We start from the raw sequence: 20,109 nt of genomic DNA on the forward strand, positions 1-20,109 counted from the left end.
CCGTTCGCCGGCGTGAGTGTCCACTGGACACTCACGAAAACCCCGCCTCACCCCCCGCTACGCAGGGGAGGGGATATAAAAAAGAAAACCTAACAATGTAGGGAGTGGGCAGCCTTGCTGCCGACGCGTTATTTGAATCCGCGTGGGCAAAACTACGTTGCCCACCCTACAACGGCCACATCCCCTCCCCCGCAACAGCGGGGGAGGGCTAGGGTGGGGGGTGAGTTAAATGGGCTTTTATTTTCCATCCCCACCCTTCCAACAACGCACCTCCACACCCAAAATAATTTCCTCAACCCGAATTGTATAGAACGCAAGTCGCTTGACCGACCGCTTTTCGTCTGGTCGAATCTCCCCGCTAATAAGAAGCAGAATCAAGAAAGGGAATGTTCTTGTGAAGCCGTACCCAACTCGATCCCCATCTTTTTTATCCATCGTATCGGCACACGACCGACCCACTCGGCGTTTTTTGTCGTCGTTTCCCTTTTCTGGATTCAAGCAGCGCTCGCATCGATACGACTGAGACGAGCGATCGGTAGCATGAAGGGCACTATCAATTTTTCTTAACTTTCGACAAGGGAGGAGCGTTATGTCGTCACCAATGGATTTCATACTTGATAAAGCAAAAGATCTGGCAAAGGATGGGTTAATCGATGCCGGAATGGACTACGGGCAAGAATTAATAGACGAACACCAGGCGTTGGGGCCGCAAGCGCTTCAGCATGTGGAAAAGGAACTCAACGAGATTGATAAAGAGACGAGTAAGTACATTACAGCTTATATGGTGGCCCAGGTAGAGGTTCGGCGCGGTGTGGTGAATGAGATCAATTACCATTCGACATGTGTCAGGATTTTTTCCCGGTCAGAGATGGAAAGGATCGATGAGATCGTCAAGATTCTCGGCAACCTGACTCAGCGATCAACCGAGCTTGAGAAGGGCGTCGAGCAGCGTATCAAGGCCAATATTGAACAAATCGAACGCGGATTTAAGGCGAGGCAAGGTAAAGGTGCGTTAGGGCAGGACGAAGTTATTCGCATACACCACGAGATTACCAGGCTAAAGGAATCGAGCTATCAGACAGGTAGCGACAGCGAAAGATTGCAAGCACGTTGCGCCGAAATAATCGGAAAGTTGAATGTAATCCGTTTCCGAATGGTCTTTGATCCACTCACGTTGCACTTTAGTATGAAATGTCATCGGTGGCTTTCCACTGCACAGAAGGCCGAAGGAGTGCGTTAAACCATGCGTCTCCCTTTGAAATCGATCAATACGTTAAAGCGTGTTGCAATTACCGGCCTAACGATAACTATCACCGCCTGCCTTTCCGATACTCATGCTGATGCCCAGTATCGTGAGCAAGTGAAGGTGTGCAGATCGTTGCCACAGATCGCAAAAGGTCCACCCTATAGGCAAAAAGCGCTGGATCTGAGTAAGTCGTGCGAGGCACTGATAAATCAAGGCCACAATGACGTGGACCTCTATTTCTATTACGGTCGCCTACTCGAGCTCGGGAATGACGAGAAAAGAGCAGTCGAGCAGTTACGGATAGCAAGCGACAAGGGCAGCGCCAAGGGAATGACGTTGCTAGGCCAATTGGTTGAGTTCAATTTGGTATCGGTCGAAGTTGCCGGTCGTGATCACTGGTCCCTCTACGAACAAGCTGCTGCTCTCGGCGATCCTGTCGCTCAGGTTTATCTGGCTAGAGCTATTGATCTGGCAACCCAACCATCTACCGACGCGAGCCGTCGTCGTAGGTACACGCTATTGATGTCAGCGTCGGCGCAAGGCTATCCCTTGGCGGACTATTATCTCGGGATGTTCCATCATTTGTATTCGCGAGATGGAGCGCCCGCCGATGCAAAACTTGCGGTGCCGTACTTAGAACGGGCAGCCCGAGGTGGCATTCGTGATGCCGCGGAGATGTTGCGGTCGATGGGGCACGATATCTCGATCTACGGAAAGCTGGAGGACATGGACACCACAGCTCGGGCAGATGAGTTATATCGACCTTAACGCAAGCCGATTTTTGTGTTGAGTTGTATCGCGTCGTTAAAGGCAAGCGTACCTATGAGTCACCCTCTAAAATTTATCGTTGCTTTTAATTGCATAGCCACCATCGGATTGACGATTGCCATCACCGCGTGCCTGTCCGATCCCAACGCCGATGCGCAATATCGCGAGCAGTTGGCGGTTTGTCGATCGGTACCACCAGACCGCAAAGATCCACAGCACGCACAAAAAGCATTGGGCCTGAGCAAATCGTGTGAGGCATTGATTAAACGCGGCCGAAATGATCCAGATCTGTATTTCTATTACGGTCGCCTACTCGAACTGGGCAATGATGAGACGAGAGCGGTCGAGCAGTTGCGAATAGCGGTTGCCAAGGGTAGCGCCAAGGCGATGACGCTGTTGGGCCGGTTGGTAGAGACCAATATGGTATCGATCGAAGCCGCCGGCCATGATCACTGGTCACTTTATGAGCAAGCCGCTGCTCTCGGCGATCCTGTTGCTCAGGTGTATTTGGCTATTGCTATTGAACTGTCAGCTAAACCACCCACTGACAAGAGCCGTCAGCGTATGTACACGCTATTAACGTCAGCCTCGGTGCAAGGTTATGCCATCGCTGACTATCACCTGGGGATGTTCCATTATGTGTATTCCATGTATGGCAAGCCTGCCGATGAGAAACTTGCGGTGCAGTACTTGGAGCGCGCCGCCCGAGGTGGCGTTCGCGATGCTGTGGAGGCGTTAGGAGGGATGGGTCACGATATCTCTATCTACGGCAAGCTGGAGGACATGGAAACCACGGCGCGGGCAGACGATTTGTATCGACCTTAACGGTCGTAGCGCTTTTATGTAACGCGGCACCTAATACGGTTGATCGCGCCACCGCAATTTAAAAAGAACTCGCGATATCGCCAGCTCCAGTACCAGAAATACCGTCACTAACACCCCAACGTCAAGCGCCGCTAAACCGAACGTGGTTTGCACCGCGAGCAGCGGAAACAGGCTTTCGGGAATCTGATCCACGCCAACGGCCTGGCTGCTCGACGATAACCCCAGGCGACGCTTCGTAAAGCTCGACGTCAGATCGCCGAGCATGGCGAAGCCGGCGATGACGATGCCGGTGTGGAAATCGAGTTCAAGCAACAACGCCGCCAACGGGGTCGTTAGTAGGGCGAGGGCCACGCCGCGAATCGTCTTCGACGGTCCCAGCAGCGGCCGGCCGTCGAAAAAGCGGGCACCGCCATCGAGCGGCCAGGCGAAGCGTTCGCGGAAGGCTTTGTGGCCGAACAGCGGTGCGCCATTGGCGACGCCAAGGAGCAGCAGCAGTTTGGTTTGGAGCAGCAGATCAGTCATTGCGGACAATACGGATCGTTCATAGGCCAGAAGGGGTAAATCATTATATAGGTAGCTTAGCCGCTGTTAGTGCCGGCAGGGTGGGCCGGCGCGCCCCTGACCGGTGCTAGGGAAATACGGTATCCTTCCGGCCTCATCGACCTTTCGTTTCATCGCAATGGATCACCGCTACAGTCCCAAAATCGTCGAACAAGACGCGCATACGTATTGGCAGGAGAAACGCTCCTTTCGTGCCGAGGATGGCTCGGCCAAGCCGAAGTATTACTGCCTGTCCATGTTTCCCTATCCGTCGGGGAAGCTGCATATGGGGCATGTGCGCAATTACACCATTGGCGACGTGATCACGCGCTACAAGCGCATGCATGGGTTCAATGTGTTGCAGCCGATGGGTTGGGACGCTTTTGGGCTGCCGGCCGAGAACGCCGCTATGGCCAACAAGGTGCCGCCGGCGAAGTGGACTTACGACAACATCGCTTACATGAAAAAGCAGATGCAGTCGCTCGGCTTCGCCATCGACTGGGAGCGCGAGCTGGCGACCTGTAAGCCCGATTATTACCAGTGGAATCAGTGGTTGTTCCTGCGCATGTTGGAGCACGGCATCGCCTACAAGACTACCGGCACGGTGAACTGGGATCCGATCGATCAAACCGTGCTCGCCAACGAGCAGGTCATCGACGGCCGCGGCTGGCGCACCGGCGCGGTGATCGAGAAGCGCGAGATCCCGATGTATTACCTGGCGATCACCAAGTATGCCGAAGAATTGCTCGGCGATCTGGACAAGTTGCCTGAGTGGCCCGAGCGCGTGCGCACGATGCAGGCGAACTGGATCGGCAAGAGCGTCGGCGTGCGCTTCGCGTTTCGAGTAAATGGGGTCGCGCGCAGCGCCCTCGGCTTGCCTCCCTCTCCCTCAGGGGGAGGGAAAGAGGGTGGGGGTGGTTTGGATGAAGCGCTGATGTGGGTGTTCACCACGCGCGCCGACACCATCATGGGCGTCACGTTCTGCGCGGTGGCGGCCGAGCATCCGTTGGCCACGTACGCGGCGAAGAATAATCCGAAGCTGGCGGCGTTCGTTGACGAGTGCAAGCAAGGTTCAGTGATGGAGGCGGATATTGCCACCATCGAAAAGAAAGGCATGCCGACCGGTTTGAGCGTGACCCATCCGCTGACTGGCGAATCGATCCCGGTGTGGGTCGGTAACTACGTGCTCATGGGTTACGGCGAAGGCGCGGTCATGGCGGTGCCGGCACACGACGAGCGCGATTTTCATTTCGCCAAGCTGTACAAACTCCCGATCAAGCCGGTAATCGACGTTGCCGGCCAGTCCTTCAGCACCGAGACGTGGGCCGAGTGGTACGCCGACAAAGAGCACGGTCGCTGCGTCAATTCCGGCAAGTACAACGGTCTCTCTTATAAAGAAGCGGTCGACGCCATCGCCGCCGATCTCAAGGCGAAGGACGCGGGCGACAAGCAGGTGATGTTCCGCCTGCGCGACTGGGGTATCTCGCGCCAGCGCTATTGGGGCTGCCCGATCCCGATCGTCCACTGCAAGCAATGCGGCGATGTGCCGGTACCCGACGATCAATTGCCGGTGAAGCTGCCGGAAGATTGCGTGCCCGACGGCACCGGCAATCCACTTAACAAGCGCACCGATTTCGTAAACACACCGTGTCCAAAATGCGGCAAGCCGGCGAAGCGCGAAACCGACACGATGGACACGTTTGTCGATTCGTCGTGGTACTACGCGCGCTATGCTTGTCCGAGCAATGACAAGGCGATGACCGATCAGCACGCGCAATACTGGATGCCGGTCGATCAATACATCGGCGGCATCGAGCATGCGATCTTGCATTTGCTGTATTCGCGCTTCTGGTCGAAGGTCATGCGCGATATGAAGCTCGTTAGCTATGACGAGCCGTTCACGCGCTTGCTTACGCAAGGTATGGTGTTAAACGATATTTACTCGCGTAAACCGGCAGCTGGCCGCATGGAGTACTTCAGCCCAGCCGATGTCGAAGTGCACTACGACGAAAAACGCAATCGTATCGGCCAGGTTCTAAAGAGAGATGGCAAGCCGGTGGAGTGGCAGTTGGGCACGATGTCGAAATCAAAGCTCAACGGTGTCGACCCGCAAGCATTGATCGAAGAATACGGCGCCGACACCGCGCGCTTCTTCATGATGTTCGCCGCGCCGCCGGAGCAGACGCTCGAGTGGTCGGATTCCGGCGTCGACGGGGCGCATCGCTTCCTCAAGCGCTTGTGGAATTTCGGTGTCGACAGCCGCACGTTCATCGATCCGGCGCTCGCGCCGGCGAAGGTCGATTGGTCGAAGGCATCGAACGAGGTTCAAAGCTTACGGCGGGAAATCCATGCGGTGTTGAAGCAGGCCAACAACGACTTCGTCAAATTCCAATTCAATACGGTCGCGTCGGCGGCGATGAAAATCTTGAACGCGCTCGAACGCGCGCCACGTGCCGAGGCCGACCTGGCCATGCGCACCGCCGTGACTGAAGGCATCAGCATTCTGCTGCGGCTGTTGTCGCCGATCACCCCGCACATCTGTCATTACTTGTGGGGCGAGCTCAAGTACGGTCAGGACATTCTCGAAGCGTCGTGGCCGCAGCCGGAAGCAGCGGCGTTGGTGACGAACGAAGTCGAGTTGGTCGTGCAAGTGAACGGCAAATTGCGCGGACGCGTGACCGTGCCGGCGGATGTGTCGGAAGAACGCGTGCGCGAAATCGCCCTCGCCGATGAAGGCGTACGGCGGCATATCGGCGATAAACCGGTGAAAAAGCTGATCGTCGTTGCCGGCCGCTTGATTAATATCGTCGTCGCCGGTTAATCCCAAACATAAAGAAAACGGTATCCCTGTGAGACGTTCAACGACAATGCGGCGCGCTCGTTTCAGCGTGATAGTGCTGGTCGCAGCGGCCTTGGCCGGTTGCGGTTTTCACTTGCGCGGCAGTAGCGGCGGCGTGACGCTGCCGGCGAGTTTGGCGAAAGTGCGCATCGTCATGACCACGGCGGCTGCCAACGATCCACTGGCGGTCGCCGTGCGCAATGCGTTCGCCCAAGCCGGTGCCAGTGTGGTCGACGCGGTCGACGTGCCGACGGTATCGTTGTCGCGCGAGGACGTCGAAAGTCGAGTGATCGGCGTCAGCACGACCACCGCCAAGGCGAACCAGTATCGATTGCGGTATGTGGTCGGCTTCCAGCTGTCCGGTCCGCAGCCGCTGCCGCCACAAAATGTGCAGTTGCAGCGCGATTTCAATTACGACCCGGCGTTGACATTGGCCAAGGAACAAGAGGAACGCGAGCTGGTGCGCGACATGCGCAACGAAGCCGCGCAAATCATCGTCCGCCGGTTAGCACGTGCGCTGACACCGGCGCCGTAACCATGCCGCTCAATGCCGATCAGCTGGCCGGTCAGCTCAAGCGCGGGCTCGCCAGCGTTTATCTCATCAGCGGCGACGATCCGTTGACGACACAGGAATGCGCCGACGCCATCCGTACCGCGGCGCAGGCCGCCGGTTTCGGCAACCGCGAGCTGTACACCGTCGAAAGCGGTTTCGATTGGTCGGCGCTCTACGCCGACACCCGCTCCGGTTCGTTGTTCGCCGCGCGTCGGTTGATCGAGCTGCGCTTGCCGACTGCTAAGCCGGGCGAAGAAGGCGCCAAGACCTTGGTCGAACTCGCGGCCGATCCGTCGCCCGATCTCATCTTGCTCGTTATCGCCGGCAAGCTCGACAAGCAGGCGAAGTCGGCCAAGTGGGTCACGGCGCTCGACAATGCCGGTGTCATGATCACGATTTATCCAGTGGAGCCGCGGCAATTGCCGGCCTGGATCGAGCGGCGCATGCGCGCGCGCGGACTGACGCCGGGGCCCGGCGTCACCGAAATGTTGGCGCATTACACCGAGGGAAATATGCTCGCTTGCGCCCAGGAGATCGACAAATTGGCCATGCTCGACAGCCGTCAGGTGAGCGCGGATGATATTGCCGGTAACCTCAGCGACAATGCTCGGTTCAGCGTGTATGCCCTGACCGACGCCTGTTTGGCGGGTGACGTCGGCGTGGTGCTGCGGATTCTGCGCAGTCTGAAGACCGATGGTGAAGCGCCGGCGTTGGTGTTGTGGGCGTTAGTGCGCGAAATCCGCGAGCTGGCGCGCATCGCCGCGGCAATCGTCGCCGGTCGCAACGAAGCGCAGGTGCTCGACGAGTATCGCGTTTGGCAACGGCGTAAGCCGCTGGTGCAGAAAGTATTGCGGCGTACGCCGGCTGACGCTTGGCCGCAAATGATTCGGGCGGCGGCGCGTGCCGATCGCGTCGTCAAAGGCCGCCGCGCCGGCGATGTTTGGTTAGAGCTCGAACTATTGGCGCTGGCCCTCGGCGGTTTGCGCAGCGGCGCATTTACGATTAACGGAGCGATGTCATGAAGCAGGTGTCTCTTTCGACTCCTACCGATATTCAGTCCTATATGCAGGCGCTCGGCCGGCAAGCGCGCGCGGCCGCGCGCGAATTGGCGCGCGCCGAGACGGCGGCGAAGGATGCGGCGTTGCTGGCGATGGCAGCGGAGCTGGAGCGCAACCGCGACGCGTTGATCGCTGCTAACCGCAAGGATCTCGATGCCGGCAAAGCTAACGGTCTCGATGCCGCCATGCTCGATCGATTGGAGCTGAACGCGGCGCGTATCAAATCGATGGCCGACGGCTTGCGGCAAATTGCCACGCTGCCGGATCCGGTCGGCGTGATCACCGACATGAGCTTTCGTCCGTCCGGCATTCAAGTCGGTCGCATGCGCGTGCCGCTCGGTGTCATCGGCATTATTTATGAATCGCGGCCGAACGTGACCGCCGACGCCGCCGGCCTGTGCCTCAAAGCCGGCAATGCCGCCATCCTGCGCGGCGGCAGTGAAGCGATTCATTCGAACGGCGCCATCGCCGCCTGCATTCAGGCGGGCTTGCGCGCCGCCGGTTTGCCGGCCGAGGCGGTGCAAGTGGTCGCGACCACCGATCGTGCCGCCGTCGGCGAGCTGATTACGATGAAGGATTACGTCGACGTGATCGTGCCGCGCGGCGGTAAAGGTTTGATCGAGCGCATCATGCGCGAAGCGACCATTCCGATGATCAAGCACCTCGATGGCGTGTGCCACGTCTACATCGACGACAAGGCCGACATCGATAAAGCGATCAAGATCGCATTCAACGCCAAGTGTCAGCGTTACGGCACCTGCAACACGATGGAAACGCTGCTGGTCGCGCGTGCCGTCGCCGACAAGATTTTGCCGGTGCTCGGCAAGCGGTATCAGGAGCAGGGCGTCGAGTTGCGCGGTTGCGATGAGACGCGGCGGATCCTGCCGCAGGCGAAGCCGGCGACCGAAGACGATTGGTACGCCGAATATTTGGCGCCGATCCTAGCGGTGCGCGTGCTCGCCGACGTCGACGAAGCGATCGCGCACATTGGCAAGTACGGCTCACAACATACCGACAGCATCGTTACCGAAGACATCACTCGTGCGCGGCGTTTTCTGCGCGAAGTCGATTCGAGCTCGGTGATGGTGAATGCGTCGACGCGTTTCGCCGACGGCTTTGAATATGGCCTCGGTGCCGAGATCGGCATCTCCACCGACAAGCTGCACGCGCGCGGACCGGTCGGGTTGGAAGGGCTGACGTCGCAGAAGTTTGTCGTGATCGGCGACGGGCATGTGCGGTCTTGATGGTAGTCGCGCGGATAATTAGTGCGTTCCCCTCCCCCCTTGCGGGGGAGGGGAACGGGGAGAGGGGGTTTAGTATCGGTGTGGTGCCGGTAATACGCCCCCTCTCCCCCGTCCCCTCCCCCGCAAGGGGGGAGGGGAGCCCTAGCGTTATGCGGGGTACGCGCTTTCCATGATCGGTCTCCTCGGCGGTACGTTCGACCCCATTCACTACGGCCACTTGCGGCCGGCCCACGAAGTCAAAGAGCGGCTCGCACTTTCCGCGGTGCATTTGATCCCCGCCGCCGTGCCGCCGCATCGGGCGCCGCCGATAGCGACGGCCGCGCAGCGGTTGCGTATGGTGGAATTGGCGGTAGCGGAATTCCCGGGGCTGATCGCCGATGACTGCGAGCTCCGTCGTGGCAACGTGTCGTATACCGTGACGACGTTGGCAGCATTGCGGGCCGAGCTCGGTTCGACGCCGCTTTGTCTATTGCTCGGTACCGACGCCTTTGCCGGCCTCGCTACTTGGCACCGCTGGCAGGAATTGTTCGAGCTGGCACATCTCGTGGTCATGCAGCGGCCGGGGCAGGCGTTGCCGGTGCCGGCGGCGTTACCCGTATGGGCGCGCCAGCGTCTGCAGACGGACGCTAAAAATCTCGCCGAGCTACCGGCCGGCGGCATTTTATTCGTCGATGTGACGCCACATTCTGTATCGGCCACCGAGTTGCGCGCCACCATCGCCCGCGGTGAAGAACCGTTGCCGACAATATTACCGCCCGCTGTTTGGGACTATATCCGCCATAACCGGCTTTATCGGAGTCTTGTTGCCTGATGCGTACTGCTCAATTACGAAAATATATTAACGATGCCTTGGAGGACGCCAAGGCGCACGATGTCATCAACCTCGATGTACGCAAGGTGGCGGAGTTCACCGATTACATGATCATCGTTACCGGCACCTCAAACCGGCACGTTGCGTCAGTCGCCGATAAAGTGCTCGATAAACTCACGAGCCGTGGCCGTAAACCGATCGGCGTCGAGGGCATGGAAACCGGCGACTGGGTGCTGATCGATTTCGGTGATGTGGTCGTGCACGTGATGCGCGCGCCGATTCGCGAGTTCTATCAGCTCGAGAAATTGTGGGGCGAAGGTAAGGAACTCTAGCGCTCCGTTAATCTCATGCAGCTGCATCTCCTTGCCGTCGGCGAACGCGTGCCCGCCTGGGTTGAGACCGGCTTCGCCGAATACGCCGGCCGTATGCCGCGCGAATGCAAGCTGACATTGCGCGAAATTCCCGCCGGTCGCCGTACCAAAGGTGCCGACATCGCGCGTCTGCTACGCGAAGAAGGCGAGCGGCTGCTGGCAGCGGTGCCGAAGGGCGCGCGCATTGTTGCGCTCGATCGTCAAGGTCGTGAGCTCAGCACGGAGGATTTGGCCACTGAGGTCAAAGCGCAGATGGCGCGCGGTGGCGATCTGGCGTTGTTGATCGGTGGGCCGGAAGGATTGTCGACCGAATGTTTAGCGCAAGCGCAGGCGCGCTGGTCGTTGTCGCGGTTGACGCTGGCGCATCCGTTGGTGCGTGTGGTCGTTGCTGAGCAGGTTTATCGAGCGTGGAGCATACTTAATAATCTGCCGTATCATCGGTGAGTCTCTAATACGTCCGATGAAAATCTACCTCGCCTCCGCCAGCCCGCGCCGCCAAGAACTCCTGCGTCAAATCGACGTCGCCTTCGACGTCTTACCCGCGGACATCGTCGAACAGCCCCATATCGGTGAACCCGCTCGCGACTACGTCGCCCGCTTAGCGCGCGCCAAGGCGCGCCACGTTGTCCAACTCGTCACCGAGCGTAACCTACCACCCGCCCCCGTGCTCGGCGCCGACACGGAAGTGGTAATCGACAACGACATCCTCGGTAAACCGCGAGACCCCGCCCATGGTCTGGCCATGTTGCGCCGCCTGTCCGGCCGGACGCATGCGGTGTTGACCGCCGTGACTTTGGTCGATCAGGATGCGGAGTACGGGGTGTTATCGGAAAGCGCAGTGACGTTCGCGCCGCTGTCCGAGGACGACATCGAGCGTTATTGGGCCACCGGCGAGCCAGCCGATAAGGCCGGTGGCTATGCGATCCAAGGCCGCGCAGCGGCGTTTATTACCCGCATCGAAGGCAGTTATTCCGGCATCGTCGGCTTGCCGCTGGCGGAGCTGGTGCAGCTGTTGAAACATGTCGGCCGACAACCTTAACGGCGGGAACTGCATGAGCGAAGAAATACTAATTAATGTCACGCCGCAGGAGACCCGCGTCGCGGTCGTCGAGAACGGTGTATTGCAAGAAGTCTTCATCGAGCGTGCCCGCAGCCGCGGCATCGTCGGCAATATCTATAAAGGTAAAGTCGCGCGCATCTTGCCGGGCATGCAGGCCGCGTTCATCGACATCGGCCTCGATCGTGCCGCCTTCTTGCATGCCTCCGACGTACGTGCTCCGGCCGAGGGCGTCGTGCGGGCGCCGCCGCTGGAGACGATCGGTGCTACCGTCGTTGCGCGTAACGGTAATGGCACCGGTCCGGCGGTGCCGAAAATCCAAGAGTTGCTGCATGATGGTCAGGAACTCATCGTTCAAGTCGTCAAAGATCAGCTCGGCAGCAAAGGCGCGCGGCTGACGACGCAGGTCACGTTGCCGGCGCGTTACCTGGTGTACATGCCTTACAGCTCGCACATCGGCGTATCGCAAAAGATCGGCGACGACATCGTCCGCGAACGATTGCGTACGCTGATCCGCGCCGCTATCGATGAAGGCGATCAAGGCGGCTACATCGTGCGCACGCTGGCGGAAGCGGCGACCGAAGACGAGCTGCGTACCGACATCCGTTACTTGCGCCGCATCTGGCGCGCCTGCGAAGAACGCATCCAAACCGCGCGCGCCGGCGAGCTGATTCACGAGGAGTTGACGCTCGCTATTCGCACGATGCGCGATCTCGTGCGCGACTCGGTCGAAGAGATCCGCATCGATTCGCGCGAGACTTTCGAGAAGGCGCGCGAGTTTGCGCTCGAGTTTATTCCGGAAGTGGCCGACCGCATCGAGCATTATCCCGGCGAGCGGCCGATCTTCGATCTGTACGGCGTCGAAGACGAAATCAAAAAGGCGCTGGTGCGCAAGGTGTTGCTGAAGAGCGGCGGTTATCTCGTCATCGATCAGACCGAGGCGATGACGACGATCGACGTCAATACCGGCGCCTATGTCGGCCGCCACAATCTGGAAGAGACGCTGTTCAAGACCAATCTCGAAGCGGCGCAGGCGATCGCGCGACAATTGCGGCTGCGCAACTTGGGCGGAATGATCATCGTCGATTTCATCGACATGGAAGATCCTGATCACCGACGTGCGGTGTTACGTGCCTTGGAAAAAGTGCTGGCGCGGGATCGTACCAAGGTTTATATGACCGAGATGTCGGCGCTCGGCTTGGTCGAGCTGACGCGTAAACGCACGCGCGAGAGTTTGGAACATGTGCTCTGCCAGCCGTGCCCGGCGTGTCAGGGTCGCGGCACGCTCAAGACGCCGCATACCGTAAGTTATGAGATTTTCCGCGAGATTCTGCGCGAGGCGCGCCAATTCGGCGCCGATGAATATATGGTGGTAGCGTCGCAGGCGGTTATCGATTTGCTGTTGGACGAAGAAGCGGTCAGCTTGTTGAAGCTGCAGGAATTTATCGGTAAGCCGATCCAATTGAAGGTCGAGCCGCTGTATCACCAGGAGCAATACGACGTCGTTTTGCTGTGATGCCGCAGTTTTGTTATGGCAGGAGTCTATAATTTTTGCATGCCGTGAATTCGGTGCCCTCTGTGTTCAGGCAGAGGTTGGGTGAGGGGACGACGTCCGTCGCCCTCGCTGTCTCGACCGCCCAGCGGGAGAGGGGCGGGTAGCATGAAACTAAAACTACGATTCAATCTGTCTCGTTTACTACGGCCGCTGCGTCGCCTCGGTCGCTATGGCGCGTACGCCGGTCTCAGCTTGTTCTTATTGTTCGCCGTCGCTTACGGCATTGGTCGCTACTATTGGCCCGAGATTTTGGCGCGCCAGGGCGATATCGCCGCGCGCATCAGCGAAAAGGCCAAGCATATCGTGCGCGCCGAGCGCATCGAGCCGTACTGGGACAAGTTGCACCCGGGTGTCCGCTTCGCCGGCGTGACGGTACTCGGCGACGACGGCCGGCCGAGCGTGCAAATCGACGAAATACGCGTCAGTTTTTCGTTGTTGCCGTTGTTGTGGAAACAAATGGAGTTGCACAGCCTGGTGCTGCAGCGTCCGCGCGTGACGTTTATGCGGTTAGCGGACGGTCAGGTGCGGTTGGCCGGATTCACACCGGTGGCGAATGCGGCGCCGAGTAAGGACAAGTTCAGCGATTGGCTGCTGAGTCAGCGCCAGCTGGAGGTAGAGAATGGCGAGTTGCGTTGGGTCGACGCGCGCGATCCGGCCGGCTCGCTCAGCTTGTCGCAGGTCGATCTGCAACTGCGCAATAGTTTCGGTCGCCATAAGTTTTATGCGACCGCGCAATTTCCGGCGGCGTTATGTCGCCGCGGCGCGGTGAGGGCGCAGATCGCCGGTGATCCCTTCATCGGTTCTTGGGATGGTGCGTTAAAGGTCGAGGCCAGCGGCCTCAATATCGGTCGCTTGCCGATGTTACTGCGCGAGCGATTGCCGACCGATCTCCGCGGACGCGTTGATGCGGAGCTGCGGAGTGATTGGCGCGCCGGTCGGTTACAAGCGGTGAGCGGCGAAGCGACGGTTGCCGAGCTCACGTTGCCGTGGCCGAATTTACCGCAACCGTTAAACGTGCGGCAGGCATCGGCCAAGATCGATTGGGAGCTGGAGAAAAACGGTTGGTCGCTCGATCTGGCGCGGCTCAACCTGGCGTTGAACGGCAACGCCTGGTCGGCCGGCCGGTTGCAGCTCAATGAGACGCCGGACGAGCACCGGTTGCGGGTTAAGCACCTGAACCTGGGTGACATCAGTGAGTTCATTGCCGGCCTTAAGCTCGAACAACCGCTAGCGCAGCGTTGGCTAGCGTTGCGGCCGGAAGGTTCGCTCGACAACGTGCGCCTGCAGCTGAACGGCCCGCTGACCGCGCCGACCGCACTCGATGTGGGCGCGCAGTTTGCGCGCGTGCGCATCGCGCCTTACAAAGAGTTCCCTGGTTTTCGTAACGTCAGCGGCCGACTTTCGGCCGGTCTCACCGCCGGTGAATTCGCGCTCGACGCCAGTAACGTCGTCATCGATTACCCCAATCTGTTCCGCGCGCCGTTGGCGACGCGCTACACCAGCGGCATGTTGCATTGGCAACGTACCGACGATGCTTGGCATATGTCCGGCGACAATTTGCGCGTGCAAAGCGCCGATGCTAACGGTTCCGGTGCAGTGGAAGTGGAGTTGCCGCACGATCGCACGCAGTCGCCAGCGTTGCGCCTGCAGGTCGAATTCAAAAACGGCAACGGCAAAAATGCCGCGCGTTACTATCCGACGCGGCATCTGCAACCGTCGCTGCGCACATGGCTGGAATCGTCGATTCAAGATGGACATATCGTCAGCGGCCGGTTGCTTTACGACGGTCGCGTGCACGACTGGCCGTTCGCGCAGGGTCAGGGACGCTTCGAAGTACAGGCGCATATCGAAGACGGTGTTTATCGTTATCACCCGGGGTGGGCACCGGCGACGAATGTCGATGCCGACGTCACCGTCACCGGTTCGCATGTCGTGGTAACGGGTCGAGCGCAAATCGGTGTATTGCAGACGAATAATTTACACGTCGAATTGCAGCGGCCGACGGTTGCTAGCCCGTACGAAGCGAGCCTACATGGACGGCTCGAAGGTCCGGTCGCAGAAGCCGTGCGCTTGTTACAGACGGCGTCGCCGACGAATGCCAATTGGCAACCGTACGTGCGCGAGATCGCGCAGGCGTCGGGCGATGGTGCGCTCGATCTCGATTTGCGCATTCCGCTGGGTCAGCATCAACCCGCGTGGCACGGTGAGTATCGTTTTACCGATACCGCGCTGAAAGTTGCGAGTGGTGCCGGCCTGGCGCAGGCGAACGGTGCTGTGCGTTTTACCGAGACGGGTATCGAAGGTGGCCACTTGCAAGGGCAATTCTTGGGTGGCCCGATCACGCTGTCGGCGGCGCGCGGCGACGGCGAGTTGCGCGCGCATGCCGAGGGCCAGCTGCAATTACCGGAATTACTCCGCTCGCGCCGGGCGCTGGCAGAGCGCGTCGGCGGCGGCATCGATTGGTCGCTGGATTGGCGCGACATCGCCCAGGGTCCGCAATTTCGTTTTAGCTCGAATCTAACGCAAGTACGTACGCGCCTGCCGCCGCCACTGAATCGCCCGGACGGTGGGTTCCCGGCGCAGTTGATCGTCGCCACCGAACGCAGCGACGCAAACCAATTCGTGTTAGCGATGCAGGCGGGCACCGAGGCGAGCGGCAAGTTGGTATACACGCGCGCCGAAGATCGTTGGCAGTTCGTGAATGGACGCATCGAGTTCGGTCGCAGCAGCGCCACGTTGCCCGATCAGCCCGGATTACAGATTGGGCTGAAGGCGGACGTGCTAGATATCGACGAGTGGTTGCCGTTCCTCAGCGGTGGCGGCGGTAAGGGCGGTGGTGAAGCGGAGGCGGGATTGCCAAGGGTGATCGCTTGGGTAACAGCGGACGTACGTCAGCTCGGATTTTTCGATCGCCGCTGGGGCCGCATGTTGGCGCAGTTCATGCGCAGCGGCGCGGATGAGTGGCACGCGGTGCTCGACGGCGAGAACGCTGCCGGCGATGGTAGCTTTGTTCTGGCGCGGGCCGGCGGTTTTAGTCGTGTGCAATTGGATTTGGCACATTTGCGCGTACCTGAAAAACAGCACACGGTAGGGGCAGGCGGAGAAGGTGCAAGTACGGTCGACCCGCATCGTCTGCCGGCACTGAACGTGCGTTCACGCGCATTCGAGTTCGACGAGCATCAGCTGGGTGAGCTCGATTTCAATGCGTTGCCGTCGGCGCAAGGATGGCGCATCGAACGATTCAATTTGAAGCGGCCGGAAATGCAGCTCGCCATCAACGGTGACTGGCGCCGTATCGGCGATCGCCAAAGCAGCGAATTCAGCGGCGTGCTTGAAAGCGATGACATGGGACGGACGTTAACGGCGTTAGGTGCGTCGACGCAAATGGCCGACGGCAAGGTTAAGTTAACGGCCAAGGCCGCATGGCCCGGTTCGCCGAGCAGCCCGACGTTGGCTGCACTGAACGGTAGCCTGCAAATAAAAGCGGAGAAGGGCCGGTTTTTGAACCTCAACCCCGGCGCCGCACGATGGTTCGGTGTGCTCGATCTGCGTTCGATCGGTCGCTATCTCACACTCGATTTCAGTCCGGCCTTCGGTAAGGGTTATACCTTCGACGAGATCAATGGAACGGTCGCTGTCGCATCCGGTAACGCCAATACCAACGATCTATGGATGAAAGGCCCAGCACTTAGCCTTGCCGTTAAGGGGCGGGTCGGATTGGTGACGGAAGATTATGATCTGGTGGTTGAAGCGACGCCGAAAGTGGGTAATGCCGTCGTATTACCGGGTTGGTATTTGTTGGGGCCGCAGGCGGCAGCCGCTATATTCGCGATCCAGAAGTTGTTCAAGCGGCAGATTCAGGAGGGATCGCGCGTGTTCTACGTGATACAAGGGCCGTGGGCCAGTCCGACGGTTACTAAGCTTGGCAAACCCGAGGCGCAACCGACCGCCAAGCCCGAACCAACGATGCCCGGTGGTAATCTCAAAGGACGCTGACTATGACTCATATCGCCGCAATCCAGATGGTGTCTGGCACGCAAGTCGACGCCAACCTAACCGACGCCGCACGTTTAATCGCCGAGGCCGCTAAGGCGGGGGCGCGACTGATCGCGCTGCCGGAAAATTTTGCGTTGATGGCCGGCAGCGATGCCGAGCGTTTAGCCGCGGCCGAGCCCGACGGCGATGGACCGATCCAAGCGTTCTTGGCGCGCACGGCGCGCGCCAACGGTGTGTGGCTGATCGGCGGCACGATTCTATTGCGCGCCAGCAGCGACAAGAAGATGCGCGCCGCCAGTTTGCTTTACAACGACCGCGGCGAGCGTGTCGCGCGCTACGACAAAATTCATTTGTTCGACGTGCAACTGACCAATGGCGAGCAGCACCGCGAATCGAGCGCGATCGAGCCGGGCGATGCGATCGTCACCGCCGACACGCCGGCTGGGCGGGTCGGCTTGTCGGTCTGTTACGACGTGCGTTTCCCCGAGCTGTTCCGGCGCTTGCTCGATGCCGGCAGTCAGATCCTGGTAGTGCCGGCGGCGTTTACCGCCCAAACTGGCCGTGCGCATTGGGAAACGTTGCTGCGGGCACGGGCGATCGAAAATTTGGCGTACGTACTTGCTCCTGGCCAAGGCGGTCATCATGCCAACGGCCGCGACACCTACGGCCACAGCATGATCATCGACCCGTGGGGCGAGGTGCTGAGCCGTTGCGAGCAAGGGCCAGGCATGGCGATCGCCGATTGCGATCTTGAGCGTCAGCGCCGCATGCGCGCACAGTTGCCGAGCATCGAGCATCGACGTGTCAAATGACGTGTTGACGGGGATCTATACTTAGTAAAGCGATTGACTAACGAGGCGCTGAGCAATTTCCACTATGGACTCCATTCAGCTGCCGTTTCCACCTCTGAGTGATATCCCACCGCAGCAGGCTTACCGACCCGGCGAGCCAGTGGACGTCACCTTGCTCGACGAACAAGTGTTCGCCGCTGGATTGCTGGCGTTCAAGGTCAACGAAGCGTTGGTGACGTTACGTTCTAGCTCGATACGCGGAATAGAAGTGAAGGACATCGTGCTGCGCGACCTGAAGCAGTTGTTCGTGCCGCAACCGCGCAAGCTGATTCGTCTGCCGCCGTCGTTGGCGGCGCACGATGGCGTGGTGATGCCGCCGCCACAACAAGAGTTCGAGCTGACGTTACGTAACGGTCCGACGTTGCGCGCGTACACTTTCAGTTTTCGTGTCGACAAGAACGGGTTACATCTTTTTCCAACCGAAGCCAATAACGAATATCGCCACCTGTTCGTACCGTTCCATGCCATCGACAGTCATCGCATCGGTCCGCTGCTGGGTAACGCCTTGCTGCAGGAGCGCGCCGCCAGCGAAACCGCGGTTGCCGCCGGATTAGAAGAGCAACGGCGTCGCCGCGAGCAACCGATCGGCGAATATTTACAGAGCGTGCAGGCAGTTTCGGCCAAGCAGATGGAGCAGGCGCTCGATCGGCAGAAGCAGACGCCGCGTTTTCGTGTTGGCGAAGTGCTGGTGCAAGACGGCGCAATCACGCAAGAGCAGCTAACGGCGGCGCTGCACGAGCAACAGCAGAGTCGGCGTCAGCCCTTGGGCGATATTCTGGTGGCGCTGGGATTGGCCGACGACGGGGCAGTGCGGCAGACGTTGGCGAAAAAACTCGGCGTTCCATTTGTCGACTTGCAGCAATTCGACGTCGACCAACAGCTGCTGAAGTTAGTGCCGGAAGAGCTAGCGCGTAAGCATCACGCGGTGCCGTTGCAAATGGCCGAAGGGCGGTTAGTTGTGGCGCTCGCGGACCCGATGCAATGGGAGCCGCTCGAAGCGATGCAAGGTTGCAGCAAATTGCCGGTGGAAGCGGTGATGGCGACGGTGCCGGCTATTTCGTCGGCGCTCGATAAGCACTACGGTGGCCGGCGCGCCGACCCATGGTTCACGCCGCCGGTTGTCGAGCGCGCAACGCCGACGCTCGCTGATGGACACGAATCGATCGTTCGCTTCGTCAATAATCTCTTGCTCGGCGCGCTGCGCGCGCAAGCGAACGGGCTGCACATACGCCCCAACGCCAACGCCGTCGATGTGCTGTTCCGCATCAACGGCACGTTGCAGCTGCAGCAGTCGCTCGAAAAAAAGATGCTGGCGCCGGTTGTGGACGGTATCAAGCTGTTAGCGCATATGAACATCGCCGAGCACGAGCGCTCGCAGGACGGGCGCTTGCGGTTCGACGCCGGTGATAGCAAGGTCGACTTTCGCGTGTCGGTGATTCCGACGGTGAACGGCGAGAGCGTCGTCATCCGTGTGCTCGATGCGCAGGATGCGGCCAGATCGCTCGACGACCTCGGTTTGCGTCCGCACGATTTGTCGCGCTTGAAAGAATTATTGCGCCGGAGCGCCGGCATCGTCTTGATCACCGGCGGCGCCGGTTCCGGTAAATCGTCGACGTTGTATGCCGCATTAAAAAAGCTGGTGGAACGCCATCTGCACATTATTAGCGTCGAAGAGCCGATCGAGGTCGACGTAACCGGTGTCGAACAGATTCAAGTGAACAACGCCGCCGGCTACACGTTCGATCGCGCGCTGCGCAATATTTTGCGGCACGATCCGGATGTCATCGCCGTCGGCGAGATTCTCGACCGTGACACTGCCAAGGTGGCACTCGAAAGCGCCATGACTGGGCAGCTGGTATTGAGCACGCTACCGACGCACGCTGCCGCCGGCGCTATCGGTCGGTTACTGGAAATGGAGATCGAGCCGTATCTACTGGGACGAGCGCTGCTTGGCGTGCTGGCGCAACGCTTGGTGCGGCGCAATTGCCCGCACTGCCTTGAACCGGAAGCGATTGCCGAAGATACCGCAGCGCGCTTGGGCATAGCGTCGAGCGTCATGTTTTATCGCAGCCGTGGCTGTCAGGCGTGCGCCGGCAGCGGCACCGTCGGCCGAGTATTGCTGTACGAATTTTTGCCGATGACAGCGGCGGTGCGGCAGTTAATCAACGAAAAACGCCCGGCCGCACAGATTTGCGCCCAGGCCGTGCGCGACGGTATGGTCGAAATTGAGCACCATGCCGTGGAATTGGCAAAAGCAGGCGTAATTTCGCTGGATCAAGCGTGCCTGGTTAAGTTGGCCTGACAAACACCCCCCACTTATGAAAGACCTCCGCTCCTGCAAGGGGAGAGGGGATATAAGGGTTTTATTCGCAGGTAGTTAACAAACGTCGCCCGC

16 protein-coding genes are annotated in these 20,109 nt (G+C 59.6%); 15 read left to right on the forward strand and 1 reads right to left on the reverse strand.

Going from position 1 to position 20,109, the window contains the following annotated elements; translation table 11 throughout:
* Window positions 1–589 precede the first annotated feature (589 nt).
* Genes HY308_00100 through HY308_00110 form a run of 3 tightly spaced genes read left to right on the forward strand, consistent with a single transcriptional unit; the run spans window position 590 to window position 2,839 of the window.
* On the forward strand, window positions 590–1,240 hold the full coding sequence (locus HY308_00100) for a hypothetical protein (protein ID MBI3896677.1): 651 nt from the start codon (window positions 590–592) through the stop codon (window positions 1,238–1,240).
* Between the two features lie 3 nt (window positions 1,241–1,243).
* Window positions 1,244–2,014 (forward strand): sel1 repeat family protein, encoded by a 771-nt coding sequence (locus HY308_00105; GenBank protein MBI3896678.1) that lies wholly within the window; start codon window positions 1,244–1,246, stop codon window positions 2,012–2,014.
* Window positions 2,015–2,068: 54 nt separating this feature from the next.
* The gene (locus tag HY308_00110) at window positions 2,069–2,839 is read left to right on the forward strand and encodes a sel1 repeat family protein (protein MBI3896679.1); all 771 of its coding nucleotides are present in this window, start codon (window positions 2,069–2,071) and stop codon (window positions 2,837–2,839) included.
* Window positions 2,840–2,869: 30 nt separating this feature from the next.
* Here HY308_00110 and HY308_00115 read toward each other — a convergent pair whose 3' ends face one another.
* Window positions 2,870–3,361, reverse strand: coding sequence for a CDP-archaeol synthase (locus tag HY308_00115; protein ID MBI3896680.1), 492 nt, complete (start codon window positions 3,359–3,361; stop codon window positions 2,870–2,872).
* Between the two features lie 157 nt (window positions 3,362–3,518).
* Between HY308_00115 and HY308_00120 the strand changes: the two genes are divergently transcribed.
* From HY308_00120 to tadA, 12 genes are all read left to right on the forward strand, one after another.
* Window positions 3,519–6,200 (forward strand): leucine--tRNA ligase, encoded by a 2,682-nt coding sequence (locus tag HY308_00120; protein ID MBI3896681.1) that lies wholly within the window; start codon window positions 3,519–3,521, stop codon window positions 6,198–6,200.
* Window positions 6,201–6,246: 46 nt separating this feature from the next.
* Window positions 6,247–6,753, forward strand: coding sequence for a hypothetical protein (locus tag HY308_00125; GenBank protein ID MBI3896682.1), 507 nt, complete (start codon window positions 6,247–6,249; stop codon window positions 6,751–6,753).
* 2 nt (window positions 6,754–6,755) lie between these two features.
* On the forward strand, window positions 6,756–7,793 hold the full coding sequence (locus tag HY308_00130) for a DNA polymerase III subunit delta (GenBank protein MBI3896683.1): 1,038 nt from the start codon (window positions 6,756–6,758) through the stop codon (window positions 7,791–7,793).
* Window positions 7,790–9,073, forward strand: coding sequence for a glutamate-5-semialdehyde dehydrogenase (locus HY308_00135; GenBank protein MBI3896684.1), 1,284 nt, complete (start codon window positions 7,790–7,792; stop codon window positions 9,071–9,073). Before HY308_00130 ends, HY308_00135 begins: the two co-directional genes overlap by 4 nt.
* 169 nt (window positions 9,074–9,242) lie before the next feature.
* A complete protein-coding gene (gene nadD, locus HY308_00140) occupies window positions 9,243–9,884 on the forward strand; it encodes a nicotinate-nucleotide adenylyltransferase (GenBank protein ID MBI3896685.1) in 642 nt (213 codons plus the stop codon).
* Complete coding sequence (rsfS, locus tag HY308_00145; protein ID MBI3896686.1) at window positions 9,884–10,216, forward strand: ribosome silencing factor; 333 nt, start codon at window positions 9,884–9,886, stop codon at window positions 10,214–10,216. Before nadD ends, rsfS begins: the two co-directional genes overlap by 1 nt.
* A gap of 15 nt (window positions 10,217–10,231) precedes the next feature.
* A complete protein-coding gene (rlmH, locus tag HY308_00150; protein MBI3896687.1) occupies window positions 10,232–10,699 on the forward strand; it encodes a 23S rRNA (pseudouridine(1915)-N(3))-methyltransferase RlmH in 468 nt (155 codons plus the stop codon).
* A 16-nt stretch (window positions 10,700–10,715) separates the two neighbouring features.
* Window positions 10,716–11,294, forward strand: a complete 579-nt coding sequence (maf, locus tag HY308_00155) for a septum formation inhibitor Maf (protein MBI3896688.1) — start codon at window positions 10,716–10,718, stop codon at window positions 11,292–11,294.
* 13 nt (window positions 11,295–11,307) lie between these two features.
* Window positions 11,308–12,828, forward strand: coding sequence for a ribonuclease G (rng, locus tag HY308_00160; GenBank protein MBI3896689.1), 1,521 nt, complete (start codon window positions 11,308–11,310; stop codon window positions 12,826–12,828).
* Window positions 12,829–12,972: 144 nt separating this feature from the next.
* On the forward strand, window positions 12,973–16,863 hold the full coding sequence (locus HY308_00165) for a TIGR02099 family protein (GenBank protein MBI3896690.1): 3,891 nt from the start codon (window positions 12,973–12,975) through the stop codon (window positions 16,861–16,863).
* A gap of 2 nt (window positions 16,864–16,865) precedes the next feature.
* Window positions 16,866–17,675 carry a carbon-nitrogen hydrolase family protein gene (locus HY308_00170; protein ID MBI3896691.1) on the forward strand — a complete coding sequence of 270 codons (810 nt, stop codon included), beginning with the start codon at window positions 16,866–16,868 and terminating at the stop codon, window positions 17,673–17,675.
* A gap of 64 nt (window positions 17,676–17,739) precedes the next feature.
* Window positions 17,740–20,016 carry a Flp pilus assembly complex ATPase component TadA gene (gene tadA / locus HY308_00175; protein MBI3896692.1) on the forward strand — a complete coding sequence of 759 codons (2,277 nt, stop codon included), beginning with the start codon at window positions 17,740–17,742 and terminating at the stop codon, window positions 20,014–20,016.
* Window positions 20,017–20,109 lie beyond the last annotated feature (93 nt).

This window comes from Gammaproteobacteria bacterium, from assembly GCA_016199745.1.
Classification (GTDB): domain Bacteria; phylum Pseudomonadota; class Gammaproteobacteria; order Acidiferrobacterales; family Sulfurifustaceae; genus JACQFZ01.

Excerpts from the sequence above, each read along its gene's own strand:
- HY308_00100 (MBI3896677.1), top strand. The coding sequence starts at position 590 with ATGTCGTCACCAATGGATTTCATACTTGATAAAGCAAAAGATCTGGCA.
- HY308_00105 (MBI3896678.1), top strand. The coding sequence starts at position 1,244 with ATGCGTCTCCCTTTGAAATCGATCAATACGTTAAAGCGTGTTGCAATT.
- HY308_00110 (MBI3896679.1), top strand. The coding sequence starts at position 2,069 with ATGAGTCACCCTCTAAAATTTATCGTTGCTTTTAATTGCATAGCCACC.
- HY308_00115 (MBI3896680.1), bottom strand. The coding sequence starts at position 3,361 with ATGACTGATCTGCTGCTCCAAACCAAACTGCTGCTGCTCCTTGGCGTC.
- HY308_00120 (MBI3896681.1), top strand. The coding sequence starts at position 3,519 with ATGGATCACCGCTACAGTCCCAAAATCGTCGAACAAGACGCGCATACG.
- HY308_00125 (MBI3896682.1), top strand. The coding sequence starts at position 6,247 with ATGCGGCGCGCTCGTTTCAGCGTGATAGTGCTGGTCGCAGCGGCCTTG.
- HY308_00130 (MBI3896683.1), top strand. The coding sequence starts at position 6,756 with ATGCCGCTCAATGCCGATCAGCTGGCCGGTCAGCTCAAGCGCGGGCTC.
- HY308_00135 (MBI3896684.1), top strand. The coding sequence starts at position 7,790 with ATGAAGCAGGTGTCTCTTTCGACTCCTACCGATATTCAGTCCTATATG.
- nadD (MBI3896685.1), top strand. The coding sequence starts at position 9,243 with ATGATCGGTCTCCTCGGCGGTACGTTCGACCCCATTCACTACGGCCAC.
- rsfS (MBI3896686.1), top strand. The coding sequence starts at position 9,884 with ATGCGTACTGCTCAATTACGAAAATATATTAACGATGCCTTGGAGGAC.
- rlmH (MBI3896687.1), top strand. The coding sequence starts at position 10,232 with ATGCAGCTGCATCTCCTTGCCGTCGGCGAACGCGTGCCCGCCTGGGTT.
- maf (MBI3896688.1), top strand. The coding sequence starts at position 10,716 with ATGAAAATCTACCTCGCCTCCGCCAGCCCGCGCCGCCAAGAACTCCTG.
- rng (MBI3896689.1), top strand. The coding sequence starts at position 11,308 with ATGAGCGAAGAAATACTAATTAATGTCACGCCGCAGGAGACCCGCGTC.
- HY308_00165 (MBI3896690.1), top strand. The coding sequence starts at position 12,973 with ATGAAACTAAAACTACGATTCAATCTGTCTCGTTTACTACGGCCGCTG.
- HY308_00170 (MBI3896691.1), top strand. The coding sequence starts at position 16,866 with ATGACTCATATCGCCGCAATCCAGATGGTGTCTGGCACGCAAGTCGAC.
- tadA (MBI3896692.1), top strand. The coding sequence starts at position 17,740 with ATGGACTCCATTCAGCTGCCGTTTCCACCTCTGAGTGATATCCCACCG.